This is a genomic window from Veillonella parvula (assembly GCF_048309325.1).
GTDB classification, from domain to species: domain Bacteria; phylum Bacillota; class Negativicutes; order Veillonellales; family Veillonellaceae; genus Veillonella; species Veillonella parvula_T.
This window is the reverse complement of record NZ_DBFBTX010000005.1, coordinates 656,041-677,250: the sequence shown is the minus strand read 5'-3', so window position 1 is coordinate 677,250 and position 21,210 is coordinate 656,041. Positions and strand designations below refer to the sequence as shown.

Below are 21,210 nucleotides of genomic sequence, written 5' to 3'. Positions count from 1 at the left end.
CTTAGGAGGTTAGTCTATGCGCAGCGCTATCGTTAATGCAAAACGAATTGTAGTCAAAGTTGGTAGCAGTACGCTTTGTTACACTAACGGACATTTAAATTTGGAGCGTATTGAAAGATTAGTGCGCCAATTATCAGATTTGGCTAACCAAGGTAAAGAGATTATTCTTGTTTCCTCTGGTGCTACTGGTGCAGGTCTTGCCCCTTTAGGCTTTAAAGAAAAGCCTAGAGATCTCGTATTAAAACAAGCAGCTGCTGCAGTAGGTCAAGGTATTCTCATTCATATGTACGAGCGCATGTTCCGAGAATATGGTCGCACCGTAGGGCAAATTCTTTTAACGAAAGAGGATAGTACTGGACGACATAGTTATCTTAACTTGCGTAATACATTACATACTTTATTGCAACTTAACGTTATTCCTATTATTAATGAAAATGACGTGGTTGCTATCGAAGAATTTAAAATCGGTGATAACGATACATTATCTGCTACTGTTGCAGGTATTGTAGATGCAGATTTACTTATCATTTTGTCAGATATTGAAGGCTTATATACAGCTAACCCAGCCACCAATCCAGATGCTACTTTGATAGAAACTGTTTCTGAAATTAACGATGAAACCTATGCTATTGCAGGTGGTGCTGGTTCTAATATGGGAACGGGGGGTATGTATACAAAAATTAAAGCTGCTCATATGGCAACAAATTCTGGTGTACCAATGGTTATCACCTCAGGTGAAGTAGAGGATTCTGTTCGTCGTGTATGTAAGGGTGAACAAATTGGGACACTCTTTGAAGCCCATGATGCAAGTTTATCTGGTAAACATCATTGGTTGGCTTTTGGTAAACGATTAAAAGGATCCATTACGATTGATGACGGGTGTGCTCGGGCTGTTTTAGATAAGGGTGCTAGCATTCTGCCCGCTGGTATTATTGAAGTAGAGGGGACTTTTGGACCTGGTGATACAATTTCCATTTATCATGATCATAAGGAAATTGGTCGTGGACTTATTAATTATAGTATTGATGATATGAAGGCGATTAAAGGTCACAATACAAATGATATAGCCGAGATTCTGGGTATTAATACGACCTATGATGAGGCTGTACATCGTAATAATCTAGTTTTATTACACTGAGGAAATCCTATGAACCAGTATGAAAAAATTTGTAAAGATATGGGCCAGAGAGCTAAAACGGCATCTTTTGAATTAGCCCAACTCGACCAAGAAACTTTAGATTCTGCATTGTTAGCAATTGCTGATGCTGTAGAAGCACAAACAGATGAAATTATGGCGGCTAATGAGTTAGACCTAGAAAAATCTGTTGATTATAATTTACCTCGAACTATGATAGATCGATTGACTTTGACACCTAGTCGCATTGCTCAAATGGCAGAAGGGGTGCGTCAAGTGGCTGCTCTTGAAAGTCCTGTAGGTTCCATTATAGAAACAATCACTCGGCCTAATGGTTTGATTATTGAAAAGCGATCAGTACCTTTTGGTGTTATTGGTATCATCTTTGAAGCCCGTCCAAATGTAACCATAGATGCAGGTGTTCTTTGTTTAAAGACAGCAAATGCTACAATTTTACGAGGTGGTAAGGAGGCATTTCACACGAATCAAATCATCGTGTCTATCATGCGGGATACCTTAGAGTCGTTAGGTATTAATGGTGACTCTATTCAACTCGTTGAGGTGCTTGATCGAGATCTGGTTGGAGTACTTTTACAACAACGGGAATATATTGATGTAATCATTCCACGTGGGGGTGCTGGACTTATTCGTCGTGTTGTAGAAGATAGTAGCATTCCTGTTATTGAAACTGGCAGCGGTGTATGTCATACCTTTGTTGATGAATTTGCTGATTTAGAGATGGCTTTAGAAATTGCAGTCAATGCTAAAGTTCAACGTCCATCTGTATGTAACTCTATGGAAACCTTACTAGTTCATCATGCTGTGGCTTCTGATTTTTTACCACGTCTTGATACAGCACTACAAGAATACGGTGTTCGCATTCACGGAGATGAAGCTGTAGCTCAATATATGGAAAACACAATTCCTCTAGAAGAGGATTCTTTCAACACAGAATACAATGATATGGACTTAAATGTGCGTATCGTTGAAAATCTTGAAGAAGCTATTGAACATGTGAATCGGTATACTACACATCACTCTGAGGCTATTATCACAGATGAGCCTATGCGAGCCAAGATATTTATGAATTTAGTAGATTGTTCTACGGTGTATCATAATGCATCTACCCGCTTTACAGATGGCTTTGAATTTGGTTTTGGTGCTGAAATCGGTATTAGTACACAAAAGCTTCATGCTCGAGGTCCTATGGGTTTACAAGCTTTAACATCTTATAAATATTTTGTATTTGGGGAAGGCCAAGTACGGACGTGAAGAAACTATATTATTTTATAAGGGCATACTTCAGATATCTTCAAACACCTAAGGGCCGATATGAATGGATATCCTATGGAAAGGCATTGCTCTTATTCATCATTATTTGTGTCATTGTCATTAAGGGAGTGACCGTATTATGGTAGATAAACGTCGCATAGGTATAATTGGTGGAACATTTAATCCCATTCATTTAGGTCATCTCATGATTGCAGAAGTGGCTTGTGAGAGCTTTAATTTAGAAAAGGTTATCTTTGTACCTGCTCGTATTCCACCACATAAGCAACATGATGTGATTGATAGTCATCATCGCTATGCTATGACAGCGGCCGCAGTTTTGGATAATCCCAATTTTGAAATTTCTGATGTAGAGATGCGTCGAGAGGGCCCTTCGTATACCGTTGATACGATTCAATATTTTAAAAAACTATATGGTCCTACTGTTGAATTTTACTTTATTGCAGGGACTGATACTATTCGTGCATTACCGACTTGGAAATTTATAGATGAACTGATAGATGAGGTTCATTTTATTGGAGCTACTAGACCAGATGGATCGAGTGCTATTGATTCTACTTTGGATGAATTAGGAGCTAAAGCACGGGAAAAAATACATGTTATGGAAGTGCCTGAAATGAAATTGTCTGCTACGTATTTACGAGAGCGCTTACGGTCTGGAAAGACAGTTCGTTATATGTTGCCTAAATGTGTAGTGGATTATATAGAAGAAAACCATATATATGGGAAGGAATAAATGATGTTATCGTTTGATGAAATACAACAAAGGGTAAGTCAATGGATGGGAAAAAAACGTTTTAAGCATACCCTGGGTGTTGTTGAATCTGCAACTCAGTTGGCTAAACTTTATAATGTTGATGTAGAAAAAGCACGATTAGCGGCATTACTGCATGATTGTGCTAAAGAAATGCCTTTGAAAGAGATGCAAGATTTGGTGAAGGAGAATAATTACAAAGCTGATGAAGAATTATTAGCCAATGGTAATCTTTTACATGGATTAGCAGGTATGATTCGAGCTAAACTTGAGTTTTCTATAACCGATTCAGAAATTTTAGAAGCTATTCGTGTTCATACAACTGGTAAGGTGGGAATGTCTACATTAGATAAAGTTATATTCTTAGCAGATTATATTGAACCCAATCGTGATTTCCCAGGTGTTGATGAACTTCGAACGGTAGCTAAAAAAGATCTAAATAAGGCTGTATTGCTTGGTTTTGACAATACTATTAATCACCTTATTGAGCAACATCTTTCTATTTATCCTTTGACCATTCTTGGTCGTAATGATGTATTAAAATCTTGTAAATAATGGAGTTTTATATGGACGAACGTGAACGAGCAAGAGCTCGCCGACGTAGAAAAAGACGTCAACAAAAGTCATCTGTGAAGTGGCCCAGAGTTATTCTGGCTATTGTTGTAGTTTTTACTTTGCTCGGTGGGATAGGGTATGGCATATATAGTGGTGTATCTTATGCATATAGAGCAATTGTCGGAACTACTGAAGCTACTGAAGCCGTGATAGATAGTGAAAATAAACAGGACGCAAATACTGTATCAGTAGAGCAAAAAGGCTTAGATAAACCTTTATATATTTTGGTTATCGGCACTGATGACAATAATCCTAGTCAAGGTGATAGTCTATTCCTATTATCTGTAAACCTTGATCAAAAAACGATGGACGTTATCGGCATTCCAAGTAATAGTAAAATCGATAATCGTGATCAAACCGATGCGACTATGTTAAATAGTATTTATGAAAAAGGAGGCATTGAACTTACTAAAGCTGTTATTGAGGATATGTTCCATATTTCAATACCATACTACGTGGTAGTTAATCAAGATGCTTTCAAGAAAACTAATGATGTGTTAGGGAATCAACAAATTTATGTAGAGCAACCGATGGAACATGTTGATGCAGAAGGCAATAAGGATATTGATTTACGACGTGGTTATCAAACATTAGATAGTAATAATGCCTTAGCATATTTACGATATTCTGATCCTAAACACGATACCTTTACTCGTGTGCAACGACAAGAGCGATTCTTAAAGTTGTGGGTGGAACAAGAGCATAATGCATTTTTTATAACAAATGCATGGCATATTTGGCGTATTTGGGAGCATTTTGATAGTAATATCTCCACTTTAGATGCTATTAAACTGGTATATAATGCGAGCAAAATTAATAAGGAAGAGATCCACTTCTATATTCTTCCTGGTGAAAAAGAGCTTATAGGTGAAACGACTTATTGGAAGGTAAACCCTACGGAAGCTCAGCGTTTAGTGGGTATTACAATGGGTAATTTACCAGCTAATGAAATGACGCAATTTATATCTGCACCAACAAATAGTATGTCGAAAGTTGCACCTGAATCGGAACATAATGGGGGCACTATTACAAAGCCCACAGAACCAGGTGAGGAGAGCGGTAGTAAGCGATAAGATAAGAGGCAATATAATGAAAAAGAAAGAAGATATTAAACAAATCGTATTAGAACTTGCACAAGCTGCATTTGATAAAAAGGGCAGAGATATTGAAATTCTTGATTTAGAAGGTATTTCAATGTTAGGTGATTATTTTTTGATTGCCAGTGCAAATAATAGTAAGCAATCTCAAAGCATTGCTGATGAAATGGAAGATAAAGCAGCCGAATTAGGTATAACCGTACAGCATAGAGAAGGTTATCGTGAAGGTGAATGGATCTTATTGGATTTTGGCGATATAATTTGTCATGTCTTTGGTGGTGATGAATTGCGTGAATTCTACGGTTTAGAAGAATTGTGGAATGACGCTGGTCGAGTTCCATTTGAAGGAGTATAATATGGCTACAGAATTGTTGGAAAATACAATTGCCACATTGAAAGTATTGCGTACTAGTGACCAAGGTGCTTTTCTAGATGGTCAAACAGGCAATACAAATGATGATATTTTGCTTCATAAAGATCAACAAACTTCACCAGTTACTATAGGAGATGCGGTAGAAGTATTTTTATATCGCGATCCAAAGGGGCGTTTAACTGCTTCTATGCGTTTACCAGCTATGAAGGTTGGCCAAATTGGTTATGTTGAGGTCATCAATACGACAAATTTTGGTTGCTTCGTTGAGGTTGGCACAGAACGTGGTATCTTTATGCCTCATGCGGAGATGCGTGGTCGCCCTCAGGTAGGGGAAAAGGTGTGGGTTCGTCTTTATACAGATAAATCTGGCCGTTTTGCGGTCTCCATGGATGTAGATGATGAAATGCGTCGTGCCTCTAAAGCTGCTACTGAAGCTACGGTTGGTCAACTTGTAAAAGGTGCTATCTATAACTTAACGAGTGAGGGGGCATTTTTTATCACTCCTGAGCGTTGGATTGCCTTTTTACATCGTTCTGAAATGACGAGAAAGTTAAAAGTAGGGGAAATGATTGAAGGTCGTATTACTTTCAAACGCGATGATGGTCGTGTCAATGTATCTATGCGCCCTACAAAGGAAAAAGCTCTTGTTTCAGATGGTGATATTATTATGGAATATCTTTTAAATCGCGGTGGAAAGATGCCATATAGTGATGAGTCTTCAGCGATGTTGATTAAAGATAAGTTCAATATTAGTAAGGCTGCGTTCAAACGTGCCTTAGGGCATTTAATGAAAGAGAAAAAAATTGTTCAGGAGGATGGTTGGACATTGCTTACCGACATAGGTCGCCAATGGACACCTCTTGTTAGTGATGAGTCCCAAGATGAGGAATAAAGACGATGAAAATTGTCATTGTAGGCGCTGGTAAGGTTGGTTATTCATTAGCACAACGTCTTATTCAAGACGATCATGATGTATATGTTATCGATCGCTCACCAGAACGCATTCATAATCTTGAAAATACATTAGATGTTAGCCTAGTTTTAGGAAATGGCAGTGATGTTCAATTATTGAATGAAATCGATATGTCTGATGTTGGTATGTTTATTGCTGTTACTGATTCAGATGAGGTTAATATGCTATCCTGTTCGGTAGCTAAAATAAAAGGTGTGCCTACAACTATTGCACGTGTTCGTGATAATAGTGTGGCGGAACATATGGATGAGGAGATACGAGCTCAATTAGGTGTTGATCTTTTCATCAATCCTGAAATGGTTACAGCTCAAGAGTTACTACAAATTTTAGAAACACCATCAGCTATAGATGTTGAGGAGTTCGGTCAAGGTGCTGTGCGCCTTATGGAATTCAAATTGAATAATGAATTTCCTCTATTAGAACAGCCACTAAAAGAAATTCGCTTTCCTGAAGGTGTTCTATTAGTTGGTATTTTGCGCTATGGTGAAATGATTATTCCGCATGGTGAAAGTCGCTTACAGGCTGATGATAGTGTATTTTTCCTAGGTTTGAAAGAGTCCGTTTCTGAAGTGGAGAAACTTTGGTTCCATAATTATAATACATTCTATAAAAGGGCTGTAATCATTGGGGCAGGTCTCTTAGGTCGTAACTTAACTGTATTATTAGAAAAAGCTGGTTTTTCTGTGAAGGTTATTGAAAAAGACTTTGACCGTTGTGAGAAACTGGCAAATCAAGTGGATAAAGCCATGGTTATCAATGGGGATGGTACTGATTTTGATTTGCTCGAAGCTGAGGAAATTGCTGATAGCGATGTAATTATTGCTCTAACAGATGATGATAAACTTAATTTACTTGTAGCACTTGTAGGGAAGCATATGGGCATCCCTAAAACCGTTGTTCGTGTGGGACGGCCAGAATATATTATGCTGATGGAGCAAGTAGGTATTGATGTAGTATTTTCTCCACGTTTATTAACTGCAAGTCAAATTTTGCGCTTTGTACGAAGTGGAGAAGGGGTTGTATCTATTTCCACCTTTGAAGGTGGTAAAGCCGAATCTATCGAAATTGAAATTACCAATGAATCACCTGTAGCAGGTAAACAATTGAAAGATATTCGTTTACCTGGGAAGGCCTTAGTAGGTGTAATTTTACGGGAAAATGAAGCTATCGTACCTCGTGGTAATACTCAAATTTTAGATGGTGATCATATCGTTCTCTTTACATTACCTGAATCGGTAAGCAAATTGCTTAAATATCTTACTTAGTAAGGAGGGGCTATGCGAATTCAAATCGTTATGTCCTTAGTGGGTCGACTACTCTATATATTTGGGATTTTTACTTTAATCCCTTTTATATACAGTGTTGTATTTGAAACTGCATATTGGTCATTCCTTATAACCACAAGCCTTTCTTTAGTTTTGGGGACGCTTTTATCTTATTACGGTTGTGAAAGTCAAAGCTTTAGTATTCGTGATGGGTTCTTAGTTGTATCCTCTACTTGGATATTCACGGTTATTTTGGGGGCTTTACCTTTTTTGGGGAGTGGCATATTGACTAATGTTTTTGATGCTTTATTTGAAGCCACTTCGGGTATTACTGCAACTGGTGCAACTATTATTTATAGTGTTGATACGTTACCAAACACATTTGTATTGTGGCGTGGCCTTATGCACTGGGTTGGAGGGATGGGGATCATCGTCCTTATCTTATCATTTTTAAAGAATTTAGGAGCAGATGCAGCACATTTCTTTAATGCAGAGGCATCTGTACCAAAGCCTGGTGTTGTAATGCCGCGTATTCAATCAATGGCTACAAAGCTTTGGCAGTTGTATATTGCCTTTACTGCTCTTTGCTTTCTTATGCTGTGGGCTGGAGGCATTGAACCTTTTGATGCGTTAAACTATGCCTTTTCTATTATTGCCACGGGTGGATTTGCACCGACATCAGCAGGGGCTTTTATCTATGAACAAAGTAATTATATTTGTTTAGTATTTATATTCTTTATGTTTCTTGCTGGTGGCAATTTCTCTGTGTATTACAATGCACTTCAAAAAGGAATTCACGTTTTAATTAATGATTTTGAAACACGTATGTACTGGCTTGTAGTGTTTATTGGTATTGCCATTGTATCAATATCTCTAGCATTACAATCTAGCTATTCTAGTCCTTTAGAGATTGTTAGAAATGCTGCCTTTAATTTAGTTTCGCTTCAAACTGGTAGTGGTTTTGCTATTAGTGATTATGATTTGTGGCCTGCTGCAGCACAGATGATGTTATTTATTTGTACATTTTTTGGTGGTTGTAGTGGTTCTACAACGGGCGGTGTAAAAATTATACGACTTATTATTTTGATTAAGAGTTCTATAATTTATTTGCGAAAATCAATTCATCCTGATATGGTTCAAGTAGTACGTATTAATGGCAAACCGATGCCTACTAAATGGATCCAGATGACACATCAATTTTTATTTTTATATTTAATGATTTATGTGGTATCTGTTTTTCTAATGACTTGTACTGGTCTTAATACATATGATTCTATGCAAGTGGTCACGGCCTTTCTTAGCAATGTAGGACTAGGGTTTGGTGGCTTTGGTCCTACTGATTCCTTTAATGTTATGCCGGATACTGCTAAATGTATTGCTATTGTAGACATGTTACTAGGTCGTTTGGAGTTATTTACGATTTTAGTTATGCTTCACCCTCAGTTTTGGGAAGGGTATTTTATTAAAAAAGAGGTTCCTAAACGATATCGTATTCTATAGGAGGGCGGGAACTATATGGAAGTTATAAAACGTCCTCTAGGGCTTTATAAAGCAAATTGTTATGTGCTTATCAAAGAGGGAAAATCTATAATCATTGATCCGGGTTTTCATTGTAACCACATTATTGATATGGTTGCAGATTCTCAACCCATAGCAGTTTTATTGACACATGGTCATTGTGATCATGTGTCAGCCTTGGATGAAGTGTGTACACATTATAATATTCCCGCTTATTTACATCCTTTAGATCAAGAATTGTTACAGTTAATTCGACGGAGACCAAGTGTATATAAGAAAAAAATGTATACACATTGTAATGATTTAGTAGAGGGGCAATTACAGTTAGATCCTTTTAATATAATAGTTCATCATACACCTGGGCATAGTGCTGGATCGGTTTGTTTAGAAATTGAAGGCCATCTATTTACTGGTGATACTTTATTTAAACAAAATGTGGGAAATACAGATAATTATAACAGTAATCCAGCTGATTTGATTAAGAGTTTGAATCATCTTTTAACTTTGTCTAAGGAGTTAATTGTTGAGCCTGGACATAGGGAATCTACTATATTAAAACATGAGGAAGAATTTATTAAAAATATTGTAGTATAGTGTTGACAAAAGTCCTGATAACCGATATACTAAGCAAGTACTTTGGTTACGGCCCCGTGGTGTAGCGGTTAACATGTCGCCCTGTCACGGCGAAGATCGTCAGTTCAAATCTGATCGGGGTCGCCATTTATGCCTCGGTAGCTCAGTTGGTAGAGCAACGGACTGAAAATCCGTGTGTCGACAGTTCGATTCTGTCCTGAGGCACCATTTATATGCGGGAATAGCTCAGCGGTAGAGCACCGCCTTGCCAAGGCGGGGGTCGCGAGTTCGAATCTCGTTTCCCGCTCCAATTTTATATGGCGGCATAGCCAAGCGGTAAGGCAGAGGTCTGCAAAACCTTTATTCCCCAGTTCGATTCTGGGTGCCGCCTCCACAATCGTTACCCATGCCGGGGTGGCGGAACAGGCAGACGCAACGGACTTAAAATCCGTCGGTTGGAAACAACCGTACCGGTTCGATTCCGGTCCTCGGCACCAATTAAGACTAACTTTGGGTTAGTCTTTTTTCTTATATACAATTAAAACGATTTGTGAAAATTATTACTATAAGTTACGTATAAATATATAAGAGATAGATAAATCTATGAATAAGAAACCTAAGTTATTGATTAGTGAATGCCTATTTGGTGTACCCTGTCGATATGATGGCAAAGACAATTATATAGAAACGATAGAGGCTCTAAAGGAATATTATGAATTAGTACCAGTATGTCCGGAAGTGTTAGGGGGACTTAGTACGCCTCGTGATCCTGCGGAGCGTCAAGGTAAACGTATATGTACTGTTAATGGAGCTGATGTTACAGATGAGTTTGTAAGAGGTGCTCAATTAACAGTTGATATTGCACTAAAATATGGTTGCAAGCAAGCTTTGATGAAGGCGAAAAGTCCTAGCTGTGGATATAAGTGCATTTATGATGGAACTTTTACTAGAACAATGAAAAATGGCCATGGATGTACTGTAGAGGCTCTACTTGAAAAGAATATAACAATTTATACTGAAAATGATATAGAGCTTTTACTTGCAAAAAAAAAGAGATGAGTTTAACTCATCTCTTTTTGATTATATCAAGTTATTTTACTGGTAAAATAACTCAATATAATAGAAAAATAATGGCTACAATATTAATTAAAGACTACTTGTTTGCATTAACAGGATCATTTGCTAATGGTTGTTCACCAAGTAATGTAGTTAAGTTATGTAGATTAAATCGATATTGAGCATTACTAAAATCTCGTGTTGCATCATATCGTTGACTTGGAGCATGCATGAGACCAACTAATGTATCGTATAGCAAATCATTAGTAAAGAATTGATGCTCGTGTTTTGCAAGTACCTCAGCAGTCTGTGGATAGGTTGAGCGATATTGTGGAGATAGGTATACCCAGAATGGAATATGTGTCATAACAAAATCAAATGTATCAGGGTTATGCGATTTGTCTAAACTTTCACCGTGATCGGAGAAATACACCATGGCTTGTAAGTTTAATTTGTCTTTGCCATAATTGTAAATTTGTTGTAATAACCAGTCTGTGTATAATTGGCTGTTAGCATATGCTTCTTGACCATCAGGATACGGACCTTGTTTCCACTTGCTAAATTCATGAGGGTAACGGTCATTGTAATAAATATGACTACCCATAATATGTATAACGATAAAGTTGTTTTTGGTAGGATCTACAGTTTCTAATAATGGCAATAGAGCTTCATCATATCGATCTGAGAATGCATAAGATTCATGGGCCCATTTTGTTGTGTCTGCAGTTTTAGCCATTAATGAAATAGCTGTATCATATTCACCGAATACACCTTGATTGCTAAACCAAGAAGTCGTGTATCCCGCTTTTTTAGCAATATCTAAGATATTGGCTGAATCAAGAAATGGTTTATCATCATATTGATTTCGTTCAGATAGTGCACGCTCCAAGGTTGGTACTGTTTGTACGTACGATGAATAGGCATTATCAAAGAAGACAAAGTCTTTATTGTCCGAACGCATATTGCCTTGCCATGGAGTATCGTCATATGGGAAGTTTGGATTATATACTTTCATATAATCTCGAGAACTAGATTCTCCAATGACTAGAATAATAGTACCAGGTGTTTTGTTCACCGCTGTTTCCTTTGTGTCTAAATTAAAGGAATCAAATACTAAGTGGTGATTATCATTATATTGTTGCATTTGTTTTACATAATCGCCTGCAGCAATCCAGTTCGCCACAATACAGGTTTGTGGGAACAAGAAGAATGGTACATATACTAAAAAAGCTACAAGGGATGCGATAAGCATAGCTGAGCGCATAGGGCGTGTAGTATTTAAGTTTACTACTGCTTTCATCCCTAAGTTAGACCAGTACAATAAATAAGTCCATAAGATAAGACCAATACTTATTGCTATAAGACCAGGTATTCCAGCTGCATTCTTTAAAAAACCAAATGCTTCTTCTGGATTGGTCATATATACGGCTAGCAGACTGGCTGGCGTTAAGCAATGCCAAGTAGTCATGTAATAGCCAATTTGTAAGAATGGTATTAAGCTCAAGATCATGGAAATGATAGCCATGATTAAGGATGTTGTTTTATGGAAGCGATTTGTTTGGTTCAGTAAAAACTGAATGCCTGATAATCCCATGAAAATTAATAAGCCAAATAAAAAATCATTAGCAAATTCATAGAAGTATAATGGCTTCACATAGGACCAATGGAATAAAAGAGGAAAGGTAAGTGCCCGTAAGATTCCGACTAGGCCATACCCTAAAAAAGGCCTGTGGAAAACGGTACACCCCATAAAATATTGAAATAAAAAGGTACCTACAATTGTTGGTACAGCTAAAATCGTAATATCCTCTACATCAAGCCCTAAGGTTATGGGCTCATAAATTAAAAATAAGATGATATATAAAACAATACCTATAATACCAAAGCGAAAAATTGGATTTCGCCCAATTTGTCTCACACTCGATGACATAATAAATCCTCTCTAAAAGGAATACACAATAACGTATCTTTTTTTAATATAAAATAATTACAATAATAAAGATAGCAGATGAGTGTAAAAAAAACAATTATTTGAAAGTACTACTATAAATGCTTTATAATTATATAGTTAAAAACATTTTTTCTGAGGATTGGGTTTTATGGGAGATTATAACTACAAGTTGGACGTTTTTGAAGGTCCCCTTGATCTGCTCTTGCATCTCATTGAAAAACATAAAATAGAAATTACCGATATTCCTATCGTTGAAATAACGAGTCAATACTTGGCATATCTAGACAATTGGAACCATTTTGATATTCATTATAGTAGTGAATTTCTTGTTATGGCATCTACCTTATTACAGATTAAATCACGCATGTTATTACCTAAGGCTGAACCTGAGCCTGATGAAGCAGAGGATCCACGTGACGAGTTGGTAGCAAAATTAGTAGAATTTAAGAAAATTAAGGATATTACATCTCTATTAATGGAGCGTACCGCTGTATCTGCGAATATATTTAGTCGTCCTGAAGAAACGAGTGTGCTTGGATTAGATAGTGTATATAATTTGGAACTTTCACAGTTATATCAAATTTTTTATCAAACTATAAAACGGGCTAAAGAGTTACCAGAAGAAGAGACAATTCGTGAGGTAAAGGTTGAAAAGGATACGTATAGTTTAGAGGACATGATTATATCCTTGTCTAGTCGTATACATCGTGGCGAATGTCTATATTTTAGGGAGTTATTAGTAGCAATTGAAACGAAAAGTGGTATGGTAACTATCTTTATGGCTGTTTTAGAATTATTAAAACAACAAGTTATGGAAATGCGCTATGAAGATGATGATATTATATTCACTGCTACCTTAGAGAGGGCCGTGTAGAAAGGGGGCCATATGAGCTTACCAACGATGCATTTAGAAGCCGTTTTGTTTTCATCGGCAAAGCCTATATCGATAGATATGTTAGCAGAAGTGTTTGGGCTTTCCACAGAGGCGACACAAAAATATATAGAAGAATTACAACGAGAACTAGAAGAACAGAATCGAGGTATTCGAATACGTATATCTGGAGCTGGTGTTGAATTAGTAAGCGCTGTTGAATGTGCTGATTATGTTGGGCATATTCGTAAAAGAGAAGATAAATTATCTAATGCGGCTATGGAAACATTAGCTGTTATCGCCTATAAGCAGCCTATTACAAAGGCTGAAATCGAAGAGGTGCGCGGTGTAAATAGCGATAAAATTATAAAACAATTATTAACTCGATCTCTTATAGCTGAATTAGGTCATAAGGATACTGTAGGTAGACCGATTCTATATGGCACGACTGATGAATTTTTGAGAAGTGCTGGTGTAGAATCGATAGAAGCCTTACATCAAGAAGTTTCGGAAACAGAAGGATAGCATGGAACGATTACAAAAATATATTGCCAGTTGTGGTATTGCATCACGGCGTAAGGCAGAAGAACTAATTACAGAAGGTAAAGTACAGGTCAATGGTCGCAAGGTAACCGAATTAGGGGTCAAAATTAATCCACAAAAAGATAAGGTTAAGGTTAATGGCCAATTATTGGCTCAAGAGAAACCAGTATATTATTTGTTAAATAAACCAAAGGGTGTCATTACATCTGTGTCTGACCCTCAAGGTCGAGAAACAGTTTTAGATTATATAAAAAATGAAACGAAAAGAATTTACCCTATTGGTCGTCTCGATTTATATACAGAAGGTTTGTTACTGCTTACGAATGATGGAGAGTTGGCACAAAATCTAACACATCCATCTAAAGGCATTGAAAAGACTTATGAAGTTCGTATCAAAGGTCGTGTTCGCGATGATGATTTACAAATTATTGCAAATGGTGTAGAGCTTGAAGATGGTATAACTGCACCTGCAACAATTGTAGATTTAGGTTTTGATGATCATAATGGTGTACATGAAGTAGAAATTACAATTCATGAAGGTCGTAATCGTCAAGTTCGTCGTATGTTTGAACACTTTGGCTATCGTATTCATAATTTAAAACGTATTGCGTATGCTGGTCTTACTTTAGGTGGTGTGAAACGAGGCGCTTCTCGTCAACTAACAATTCGTGAAGTAAAAGCGCTAAAAGCATTGGGGACAGATAAGGCATGAAGCAAATCATAGTCATTGGCGGTGGTGCGGCAGGTCTAATGGCAGCTGTTATAGCAGGCCGTGAAGGAGCACGCGTCATCTTATTGGAAAAAATGAATATGGTTGGCAAGAAAATGGGCATTACCGGTAAAGGTCGCTGTAATATTACGAATAGTGCAGATATGACCGAATTTATAAAAAATACGCCTGGTAATGGTAAGTTCTTGTACGGTGCCTATGAACGCTTTAGTAATGAAGATCTTCTGGACCTTTTGCATAGTTGTGGGTTAAAAACTAAAGTAGAACGTGGGGGACGAGTGTTTCCTGAATCCGATTCTGCATTAGAAGTTCGCAATATCTTTATGAAAATCCTAAAAAAGTATAATGTTCAAGTTCATTTAAATGAACCTGTTACATCGATTACTGTACAGGAAAATCGTGTAGTTGGTGTTACAACGGATAAGGAACAATATGCTTGTGATGCTGCTATTATTTGTACTGGTGGTGCATCTTATCCATTGACAGGCTCTACTGGTGATGGTTACGTTTTAGCCGAAAAAGTGGGACATACTATTACTGATATTCGTCCATCCTTGGTTCCTATCGTTACAAACGAAACGTGGGTAAAGGAAATTATGGGGCTTAGTCTTCGTAATGTTGAGGTTTCTGTAGTTTCTAAAAATAAGGTGCAAGCTAAACAATTTGGGGAGATGATGTTTACCCATTTTGGTCTTACGGGGCCTACAATTCTATCGTTAAGTCACACGGTAGGTAAGTTGCTTCGGAAGAAGAATCCTCAAATTACTATTGAAATTAATCTTAAGCCTGCCTTGACTGCAGAAGTATTGAACAAGCGCTTGCAAAAGGACTTTGATTTATACTCAAAAAAACAATTGGCTAATGGTATGAAGGATTTATTACCGGTGAATCTTATTCCAATTGTTATAAAGCTTGCTGAGCTAGATTCTACTAAACCAATTAATCAAATTACAAAGGAAGAGCGTTTGCGCTTATGTCATGTGTTGCAACATATGACATTAACAGTTAAGGAATTACGACCAGTAGCGGAGGCTATTGTAACAGCTGGTGGTATTTCCTTAAAAGAATTTAATCCTAAAACTATGGAGTCTAAATTGATTGGCGGTTTATATGGTGCTGGTGAAGTACTAGACATAGATGCTTTTACAGGAGGCTATAATTTACAAGCTGCCTTTTCCACAGGCTATGTGGCGGCTATGCATGCCGTACACGGTGATGAAGAATAGAGGTTATTATGAACACTAAAAAAATTGCCATTGCTATTGATGGTCCTGCTGGGGCTGGTAAAAGTAGCATTTCTAAAGTAGTGGCCAATGAATTAGGGTATTTATATATCGATACAGGTTCCATGTATCGCGGTGTTACATGGGCAGTTCTTGATAGTCAAATCGATGTTAAGGATCAAGCTGCTGTAGAAGCTTTATTACCTTCTTTAAATTTGACTTTAGAGCCTACTGCAACAGCATGCAAGGTCTATATTAAAGGGAAAGATGTTACATCATTAATTCGCCAGCAGCAAATTAATGATAATGTATCGACTATAGCTTCTTATAAAGGGGTTCGACAATATTTGGTAGAACGCCAACAAGAGATGGCCGCCGTTGGTGGAGTTATATTAGATGGACGTGATATCGGTTCTGTCGTATTACCTAATGCAGAGCTAAAAATTTATTTAACCGCTTCTGTAGATGCACGGGCAAAACGTAGATGGCTTGAAGTACAAGGTACATCAAACGAGCAAACACTAGACGAAATTAAAAAGAATGTTGTTAGTCGTGATGAAATGGATAAAAATCGTGAAGAGTCTCCACTTGTATGCGTTGAAGATGCAGTGGTTGTAGACTCTAGTAATATGAATTTCGATGAAACTGTGGCATATATATTGAATTTAGTACAGGAGACAATCAATCATGAATAAATTTTCTACCTGGTTATGGCGTACCGCTTTTTGGCTTCGCTATAAGGTAGGGTATGGGTTGAAAGTATATGGTCGCGATAATTTTCCAATGGAAGGACCCGTTATCGTGGTGCCTAATCATTTAAGTAATAACGATCCCCCTATCTGTGGCTATGCTTTGCCTAGACATGTACACTTTATGGCTAAACAAGAATTATTTGTGAATCCCATTTCACGTTTTTTTTGTACATGGCTTGGTGCATTTCCGTTAAATCGCGGTGCTATTGATAAAGTTGCTATTCGTCATGCCATGGGACTACTTAAAGACAATAAGGTTTTAGGCATATTTGCAGAAGGAAATCGTCAAAAAAGTGGTAAACTTGGTAAATTCCATGATGGTGCAGCATCAATTGCTCTTAGAACAGGTGTTAGCATAGTGCCTGTTGCTATCATTGGCTCTCACAATATGGAACGTAATAAAGTGGCTTGTATTATTGGTAAACCGATTCCAGTTGAAAAAGCTAAAGCGACTCCAGAAGCGATTCAAAAAGTAAATGATAGTGTTAAAAGTGAAATCCAACGAATGATAGATTCTTATCATAACAATTGTATAGAGGAGACTTTATGGAAATAATTTTGGCTGAAAACCATGGTTTTTGCTATGGTGTAAAACGGGCTGTTGAAATGGCAAATGAAGCTGCAAATAACGATGGTAAAAGCTATACATTAGGTCCTATTATTCATAATCCTCAAGTTGTAGGTCGTCTTGAAGACAAAGGGGTAAGCCCTGTTCAAGAAGTGTCTGATATCGCTGAAGGCACAATGATTATTCGCTCTCATGGTGTAGGACCTGCTATTTACGAAGAGGCAGAAGAAAAAGGATTACATGTTGTGGATGCCACATGTCCACATGTAAAAAAAGCACAGCAAGATGCAAAGTCTGTTATAGATGAAGGTATGACTTTGGTGATTTTGGGCGAAAAAAACCATCCTGAGGTCAAAAGCATTAATTTATGGGCAAATAACGAGGGAATAATCATCGAAGATGAAGAATCCGCCCAAAAACTACAAGTTGTGGAAAAAATGGGTGTTGTTGTACAAACAACCTTTTCACAATTCAAATTTAACAGTATAATAGACATATTAGAGAAAAAATCTAAGAATCTTAAGGTTTTCAAAACGATATGCAATGCAACGCAAGAACGACAGAATTCTGCCGTTGATTTAGCACGTAATGTAGATCTTATGATAGTGATAGGCGGTAAGAACAGCGGCAACACAAACCGATTGGCAGAGGTTTGTCGTGACGTTGGATGTACAACGTATCACATTGAAACTTCTACTGAATTACAACTGGAATGGTTTAACCGAGTACAGACGGTAGGAGTAACAGCAGGAGCATCGACTCCCGACTGGATTATTAAGGAGGTCATTGAGACAATGAAAGATTTTGCAGAATTATTAGCAGCCGAAGGTCAAGAAGAATTTAAGAAAGGGAACGTTGTAGAAGGTACAGTAGTTCAAGTCGAAGATGAACGAGCTTATGTATCTTTTGGCTACAAAACTGAAGCCATTTTGAACAGAACTGAAATTTCTTATCCAGCACCAGAATCTGCCAAAGATGTGTTAAAAAATGGTGATGAAATTAAAGCAGTTATCATGAATCACATCAAAGAAGATAATCCTATTTATCTTTCCATGACTCGCTTGGCTAAAGATGAAGATTGGCAATATGTTATCGAAGCACAAGAAAAAGATGAAGCTATCGTATGTAAAGGTATTGATGCTATCCCAGCAGGTTTAGTAGTAACAGTTAAATCCCTTCGTGGTTTCATTCCATTGTCCCAAGGTGATGTTCATTTCGTGAAATCCTTGGACAACTTGGTTGGTACAGAATTTGAAGCTAAAGTACTTGAAATCGATGAAAAGAAAAACCGTTTGGTTCTTTCTCGTCGTGCAGTATTGGAAGTGGAACGTCAAGCTAAATTAGCTGAAGCATTGAAAAATATCAACGTTGGCGAAAACTATAAAGGTATCGTTCGTAAAATCATGCCTTATGGTGCATTCGTAGATATCGGCGGTATTGAAGGTTTACTTCACATTTCCGATATTTCTTGGCAAAAAATCAAAAAAGTGGAAGATGTTCTTTCCGTTGGCCAAGAAATCGAAGTTAAATTACAATCCTTCGACGCTGAAAGCAATAAATTATCCTTGTCCTTAAAAGCTTTATCTAAGAGCCCATGGGACGTTGCTGAAGAAACATTGCATGTTGGCGATGTTATTAACGGCAAAGTTGTTCGTTTAGTAGCTTACGGTGCATTCGTAGCTGTTAATGACGACATCCAAGGTTTACTTCACATTTCCCAAATTACAAAACAACGTAATGCGAAAGTTGAAGATTACTTGAACCGTGGTCAAGAAGTTGAAGTTAAAATCATTTCTCTTAACAAAGATGAAAAGAAATTGGGTTTGGCTTTGACTGAGTTGATGGAATCAAAAGAAACTGCAGAAGACGCTGAATAATTCATTGTCTAATAAAAGGCTAGCCAAGGTTTCCTTGGTTAGCCTTTTTGCGTACTTTACTTAGAATATGATAAAATATAGTAATGTATTAGATTAGATAATGAGGTGAAACTATGGCAAAACCATTAGTGGCTGTTGTAGGCCGTCCAAATGTAGGTAAATCTACACTTTTTAATGCCATTGTTAATAAACGTATCTCTATCGTTGAAGATATTCCGGGGGTAACAAGGGACCGTATTTACTTCGATGCAGAGTGGTTAAATCGTGAGTTTACAATGATCGATACTGGTGGTATCGAGTTCATTACTGAAAATAGTCATGTTATTCCTAAGATGATGCGACTACAAGCGGAATTAGCAATTGAAGAAGCAGATGTAATTCTATTTGTCGTTGATGGTAAACAAGGTATTGTACCTGCTGATGAAGAGGTCGCAAATATTCTTAGAGCTAGTGGAAAACCTGTTGTACTCGTAGTTAATAAGATTGATAGTGTAAATCAAGAACCGAATATTTATGAATTTTACAATCTTGGTTTGGGGGACCCCATTGGTATTTCCGCTAAAAATCTTATGAATTTAGGTGATCTATTGGATGATACTGTAAAACATTTTCCTCCAGTAGGTACTAATGTAGATGATGAAGATACTATTCATGTTGCTATTATAGGTCGTCCAAATGTGGGTAAATCTTCTTTGACTAACGCATTGTTAGGACAAGATCGTGTAATTGTATCTGATGTAGCAGGTACTACTCGAGACTCTATTGATACGTATTGGACTCATGAGAATCAAAAGTTTGTACTTATTGATACAGCAGGTATGCGTCGTAAGTCTAAAATCGAAGAAGCTGTTGAACGATATAGTATTGTTCGTTCTTTGCGATCAGTAGATCGTGCTGATATTGTAGTTCTTGTACTAGATGCTCAAGATGGTGTTACAGAACAAGATAAAAAAATTGCAGGTTACGCTTACGAAGCGGGTAAAGGCGTAGTCATTGTTGTTAATAAATGGGATCTTGTTGAAAAAGATGATAAAACTACATTGCGTTTTACTGAAGATATTTATGATGAATTAGGTTTCTTGCAGTTTGCACCTATCCTGTTTGCTTCGGCTTTAACTAAGCAACGTATTCATCGATTAGCTGATATGTTGAAGTTCGTATCTGAACAACAATATCGCCGTGTATCTACGGGGACGTTAAACCAATTATTACAAGATGCACAAACTGTAAACCCTGTGCCGTCTCGCAATGGTAGAATTCCAAAAATTTATTATATGACGCAAGCTAGTGTTAAGCCGCCTACATTCATTTTATTTGTAAATGAACCAGAGCTAATTCACTTCTCTTATATGCGTTTCTTAGAGAATCGATTGCGTGAGTCCTTTGGTTTTGAAGGAACACCGATTCGTTTAGTATTACGTGGCAAGAAACGGGATGATGAAGACTAATGGATATTTTGATTATTGTATATGCTGTATTATCATATCTTATCGGTTCGATTCCTAGTGGATTAATTATAGGTAAGTTTTTCTTTAATACAGATGTACGGCAATATGGCTCTAAAAATATTGGCGCTACTAATACATATCGTGTTATAGGTCTTAAAGCAGCCTTACCTGTATTTCTATGTGATGCTTTAAAAGGGGCAGCAGGAGTAGTGCTACTCTCACCCTATGGGCCTATGTTTATGATCTTAGGTGGTATTCTTGGAATGATGGGGCATAACTGGTCTGTTTTTTTGGGCTTTAAAGGTGGTCGTGGCGTTGCTACGGGTTTAGGTGTACTTATTGCTCTTTCACCAATAGTAGCATTGATTTGCTTTTTGGTATGGGGTGTTATCGTATACTTCACTAAACTTGTATCTTTAGGCTCTATCATTGCCGCTGCATTAGTACCAGTACTGATGTATTTCACTGGAGAATCCTTCTGGTTTGTTGGCTTTGGCGGATTAGCAGCTTTGTTTGTCATTGTACGTCACTGGGATAATATTAAGCGTCTACTTGCTGGAAATGAGTTAAAAGTAGAGCGCATTAAAAAGGATTAAAG

Annotated in this window: 21 protein-coding genes and 5 tRNA genes; 25 read left to right on the top strand and 1 reads right to left on the bottom strand. The window is 37.3% G+C overall.

Translation table 11 applies throughout. The features are described 5' to 3' along the window. Positions 1 to 16: 16 nt before the first annotated feature. From proB to ACMKPP_RS07955, 16 genes are all read left to right on the top strand, one after another. Entirely contained in the window at positions 17 to 1,138 is a 1,122-nt protein-coding gene (gene proB / locus ACMKPP_RS08030; protein WP_004693178.1) for a glutamate 5-kinase, read from the top strand. A 9-nt stretch (positions 1,139 to 1,147) separates the two neighbouring features. Continuing rightward, the gene (locus tag ACMKPP_RS08025; RefSeq protein WP_123137977.1) at positions 1,148 to 2,407 is read left to right on the top strand and encodes a glutamate-5-semialdehyde dehydrogenase; all 1,260 of its coding nucleotides are present in this window, start codon (positions 1,148 to 1,150) and stop codon (positions 2,405 to 2,407) included. Between the two features lie 139 nt (positions 2,408 to 2,546). Next, the gene (nadD, locus tag ACMKPP_RS08020) at positions 2,547 to 3,161 is read left to right on the top strand and encodes a nicotinate-nucleotide adenylyltransferase (RefSeq protein ID WP_118091460.1); all 615 of its coding nucleotides are present in this window, start codon (positions 2,547 to 2,549) and stop codon (positions 3,159 to 3,161) included. A 3-nt stretch (positions 3,162 to 3,164) separates the two neighbouring features. Continuing rightward, on the top strand, positions 3,165 to 3,734 hold the full coding sequence (gene yqeK, locus ACMKPP_RS08015; protein WP_123138064.1) for a bis(5'-nucleosyl)-tetraphosphatase (symmetrical) YqeK: 570 nt from the start codon (positions 3,165 to 3,167) through the stop codon (positions 3,732 to 3,734). 11 nt (positions 3,735 to 3,745) lie between these two features. After that, positions 3,746 to 4,867, top strand: a complete 1,122-nt coding sequence (locus tag ACMKPP_RS08010; protein ID WP_123137976.1) for an LCP family protein — start codon at positions 3,746 to 3,748, stop codon at positions 4,865 to 4,867. Between the two features lie 16 nt (positions 4,868 to 4,883). Beyond that, positions 4,884 to 5,246, top strand: a complete 363-nt coding sequence (gene rsfS / locus ACMKPP_RS08005; RefSeq protein WP_039964929.1) for a ribosome silencing factor — start codon at positions 4,884 to 4,886, stop codon at positions 5,244 to 5,246. Between the two features lies 1 nt (position 5,247). After that, positions 5,248 to 6,156: a CvfB family protein gene (locus tag ACMKPP_RS08000; protein ID WP_039964931.1), complete on the top strand. Its 909-nt coding sequence runs from the start codon at positions 5,248 to 5,250 to the stop codon at positions 6,154 to 6,156. Positions 6,157 to 6,161: 5 nt separating this feature from the next. Continuing rightward, on the top strand, positions 6,162 to 7,502 hold the full coding sequence (gene trkA / locus ACMKPP_RS07995) for a Trk system potassium transporter TrkA (protein WP_008600796.1): 1,341 nt from the start codon (positions 6,162 to 6,164) through the stop codon (positions 7,500 to 7,502). 12 nt (positions 7,503 to 7,514) lie between these two features. Next, positions 7,515 to 9,002 (top strand): TrkH family potassium uptake protein, encoded by a 1,488-nt coding sequence (locus ACMKPP_RS07990; RefSeq protein ID WP_123137975.1) that lies wholly within the window; start codon positions 7,515 to 7,517, stop codon positions 9,000 to 9,002. Positions 9,003 to 9,017: 15 nt separating this feature from the next. Continuing rightward, positions 9,018 to 9,614 (top strand): MBL fold metallo-hydrolase, encoded by a 597-nt coding sequence (locus ACMKPP_RS07985; RefSeq protein ID WP_101928228.1) that lies wholly within the window; start codon positions 9,018 to 9,020, stop codon positions 9,612 to 9,614. A gap of 50 nt (positions 9,615 to 9,664) precedes the next feature. Further along, positions 9,665 to 9,740, top strand: a tRNA-Asp gene (locus ACMKPP_RS07980). A gap of 5 nt (positions 9,741 to 9,745) precedes the next feature. Continuing rightward, positions 9,746 to 9,821, top strand: a tRNA-Phe gene (locus ACMKPP_RS07975). 7 nt (positions 9,822 to 9,828) lie between these two features. Beyond that, positions 9,829 to 9,903: transfer RNA gene (locus ACMKPP_RS07970), tRNA-Gly, on the top strand. 9 nt (positions 9,904 to 9,912) lie between these two features. Continuing rightward, positions 9,913 to 9,987, top strand: a tRNA-Cys gene (locus tag ACMKPP_RS07965). Between the two features lie 14 nt (positions 9,988 to 10,001). Continuing rightward, a tRNA-Leu gene (locus ACMKPP_RS07960) sits at positions 10,002 to 10,090 on the top strand. Between the two features lie 106 nt (positions 10,091 to 10,196). Further along, entirely contained in the window at positions 10,197 to 10,652 is a 456-nt protein-coding gene (locus ACMKPP_RS07955) for a 2-thiouracil desulfurase family protein (protein WP_418369587.1), read from the top strand. A gap of 94 nt (positions 10,653 to 10,746) precedes the next feature. Here the strand turns inward: ACMKPP_RS07955 and ACMKPP_RS07950 are convergent, their stop codons facing one another. Next, positions 10,747 to 12,579: a phosphoethanolamine transferase gene (locus ACMKPP_RS07950; protein ID WP_418369586.1), complete on the bottom strand. Its 1,833-nt coding sequence runs from the start codon at positions 12,577 to 12,579 to the stop codon at positions 10,747 to 10,749. A 169-nt stretch (positions 12,580 to 12,748) separates the two neighbouring features. Between ACMKPP_RS07950 and ACMKPP_RS07945 the strand changes: the two genes are divergently transcribed. From ACMKPP_RS07945 to plsY, 9 genes are all read left to right on the top strand, one after another. Continuing rightward, positions 12,749 to 13,474: a segregation and condensation protein A gene (locus ACMKPP_RS07945; RefSeq protein ID WP_004693204.1), complete on the top strand. Its 726-nt coding sequence runs from the start codon at positions 12,749 to 12,751 to the stop codon at positions 13,472 to 13,474. 12 nt (positions 13,475 to 13,486) lie between these two features. After that, positions 13,487 to 13,996, top strand: a complete 510-nt coding sequence (gene scpB / locus ACMKPP_RS07940) for an SMC-Scp complex subunit ScpB (RefSeq protein WP_004693207.1) — start codon at positions 13,487 to 13,489, stop codon at positions 13,994 to 13,996. Position 13,997: 1 nt separating this feature from the next. Further along, on the top strand, positions 13,998 to 14,726 hold the full coding sequence (locus tag ACMKPP_RS07935; protein ID WP_004693208.1) for a pseudouridine synthase: 729 nt from the start codon (positions 13,998 to 14,000) through the stop codon (positions 14,724 to 14,726). Continuing rightward, positions 14,723 to 15,970 (top strand): BaiN/RdsA family NAD(P)/FAD-dependent oxidoreductase, encoded by a 1,248-nt coding sequence (locus tag ACMKPP_RS07930; RefSeq protein ID WP_418369585.1) that lies wholly within the window; start codon positions 14,723 to 14,725, stop codon positions 15,968 to 15,970. The genes ACMKPP_RS07935 and ACMKPP_RS07930 overlap by 4 nt, the downstream gene beginning before the upstream one ends. A gap of 8 nt (positions 15,971 to 15,978) precedes the next feature. Then, the gene (gene cmk / locus ACMKPP_RS07925) at positions 15,979 to 16,662 is read left to right on the top strand and encodes a (d)CMP kinase (protein WP_004693214.1); all 684 of its coding nucleotides are present in this window, start codon (positions 15,979 to 15,981) and stop codon (positions 16,660 to 16,662) included. After that, entirely contained in the window at positions 16,655 to 17,275 is a 621-nt protein-coding gene (locus tag ACMKPP_RS07920; protein ID WP_004693215.1) for a lysophospholipid acyltransferase family protein, read from the top strand. The genes cmk and ACMKPP_RS07920 overlap by 8 nt, the downstream gene beginning before the upstream one ends. After that, complete coding sequence (locus ACMKPP_RS07915) at positions 17,266 to 19,164, top strand: bifunctional 4-hydroxy-3-methylbut-2-enyl diphosphate reductase/30S ribosomal protein S1 (RefSeq protein ID WP_004693217.1); 1,899 nt, start codon at positions 17,266 to 17,268, stop codon at positions 19,162 to 19,164. The genes ACMKPP_RS07920 and ACMKPP_RS07915 overlap by 10 nt, the downstream gene beginning before the upstream one ends. A 113-nt stretch (positions 19,165 to 19,277) precedes the next feature. After that, a complete protein-coding gene (gene der / locus ACMKPP_RS07910; RefSeq protein WP_004693218.1) occupies positions 19,278 to 20,612 on the top strand; it encodes a ribosome biogenesis GTPase Der in 1,335 nt (444 codons plus the stop codon). Further along, positions 20,612 to 21,208: a glycerol-3-phosphate 1-O-acyltransferase PlsY gene (plsY, locus tag ACMKPP_RS07905; protein WP_004693220.1), complete on the top strand. Its 597-nt coding sequence runs from the start codon at positions 20,612 to 20,614 to the stop codon at positions 21,206 to 21,208. Before der ends, plsY begins: the two co-directional genes overlap by 1 nt. Positions 21,209 to 21,210 lie beyond the last annotated feature (2 nt).

Bases quoted from the DNA above. Each gene is read 5' to 3' on its own strand.
- proB (WP_004693178.1), top strand. From the start codon at position 17: ATGCGCAGCGCTATCGTTAATGCAAAACGAATTGTAGTCAAAGTTGGT.
- ACMKPP_RS08025 (WP_123137977.1), top strand. From the start codon at position 1,148: ATGAACCAGTATGAAAAAATTTGTAAAGATATGGGCCAGAGAGCTAAA.
- nadD (WP_118091460.1), top strand. From the start codon at position 2,547: ATGGTAGATAAACGTCGCATAGGTATAATTGGTGGAACATTTAATCCC.
- yqeK (WP_123138064.1), top strand. From the start codon at position 3,165: ATGTTATCGTTTGATGAAATACAACAAAGGGTAAGTCAATGGATGGGA.
- ACMKPP_RS08010 (WP_123137976.1), top strand. From the start codon at position 3,746: ATGGACGAACGTGAACGAGCAAGAGCTCGCCGACGTAGAAAAAGACGT.
- rsfS (WP_039964929.1), top strand. From the start codon at position 4,884: ATGAAAAAGAAAGAAGATATTAAACAAATCGTATTAGAACTTGCACAA.
- ACMKPP_RS08000 (WP_039964931.1), top strand. From the start codon at position 5,248: ATGGCTACAGAATTGTTGGAAAATACAATTGCCACATTGAAAGTATTG.
- trkA (WP_008600796.1), top strand. From the start codon at position 6,162: ATGAAAATTGTCATTGTAGGCGCTGGTAAGGTTGGTTATTCATTAGCA.
- ACMKPP_RS07990 (WP_123137975.1), top strand. From the start codon at position 7,515: ATGCGAATTCAAATCGTTATGTCCTTAGTGGGTCGACTACTCTATATA.
- ACMKPP_RS07985 (WP_101928228.1), top strand. From the start codon at position 9,018: ATGGAAGTTATAAAACGTCCTCTAGGGCTTTATAAAGCAAATTGTTAT.
- ACMKPP_RS07955 (WP_418369587.1), top strand. From the start codon at position 10,197: ATGAATAAGAAACCTAAGTTATTGATTAGTGAATGCCTATTTGGTGTA.
- ACMKPP_RS07950 (WP_418369586.1), bottom strand. From the start codon at position 12,579: ATGTCATCGAGTGTGAGACAAATTGGGCGAAATCCAATTTTTCGCTTT.
- ACMKPP_RS07945 (WP_004693204.1), top strand. From the start codon at position 12,749: ATGGGAGATTATAACTACAAGTTGGACGTTTTTGAAGGTCCCCTTGAT.
- scpB (WP_004693207.1), top strand. From the start codon at position 13,487: ATGAGCTTACCAACGATGCATTTAGAAGCCGTTTTGTTTTCATCGGCA.
- ACMKPP_RS07935 (WP_004693208.1), top strand. From the start codon at position 13,998: ATGGAACGATTACAAAAATATATTGCCAGTTGTGGTATTGCATCACGG.
- ACMKPP_RS07930 (WP_418369585.1), top strand. From the start codon at position 14,723: ATGAAGCAAATCATAGTCATTGGCGGTGGTGCGGCAGGTCTAATGGCA.
- cmk (WP_004693214.1), top strand. From the start codon at position 15,979: ATGAACACTAAAAAAATTGCCATTGCTATTGATGGTCCTGCTGGGGCT.
- ACMKPP_RS07920 (WP_004693215.1), top strand. From the start codon at position 16,655: ATGAATAAATTTTCTACCTGGTTATGGCGTACCGCTTTTTGGCTTCGC.
- ACMKPP_RS07915 (WP_004693217.1), top strand. From the start codon at position 17,266: ATGGAAATAATTTTGGCTGAAAACCATGGTTTTTGCTATGGTGTAAAA.
- der (WP_004693218.1), top strand. From the start codon at position 19,278: ATGGCAAAACCATTAGTGGCTGTTGTAGGCCGTCCAAATGTAGGTAAA.
- plsY (WP_004693220.1), top strand. From the start codon at position 20,612: ATGGATATTTTGATTATTGTATATGCTGTATTATCATATCTTATCGGT.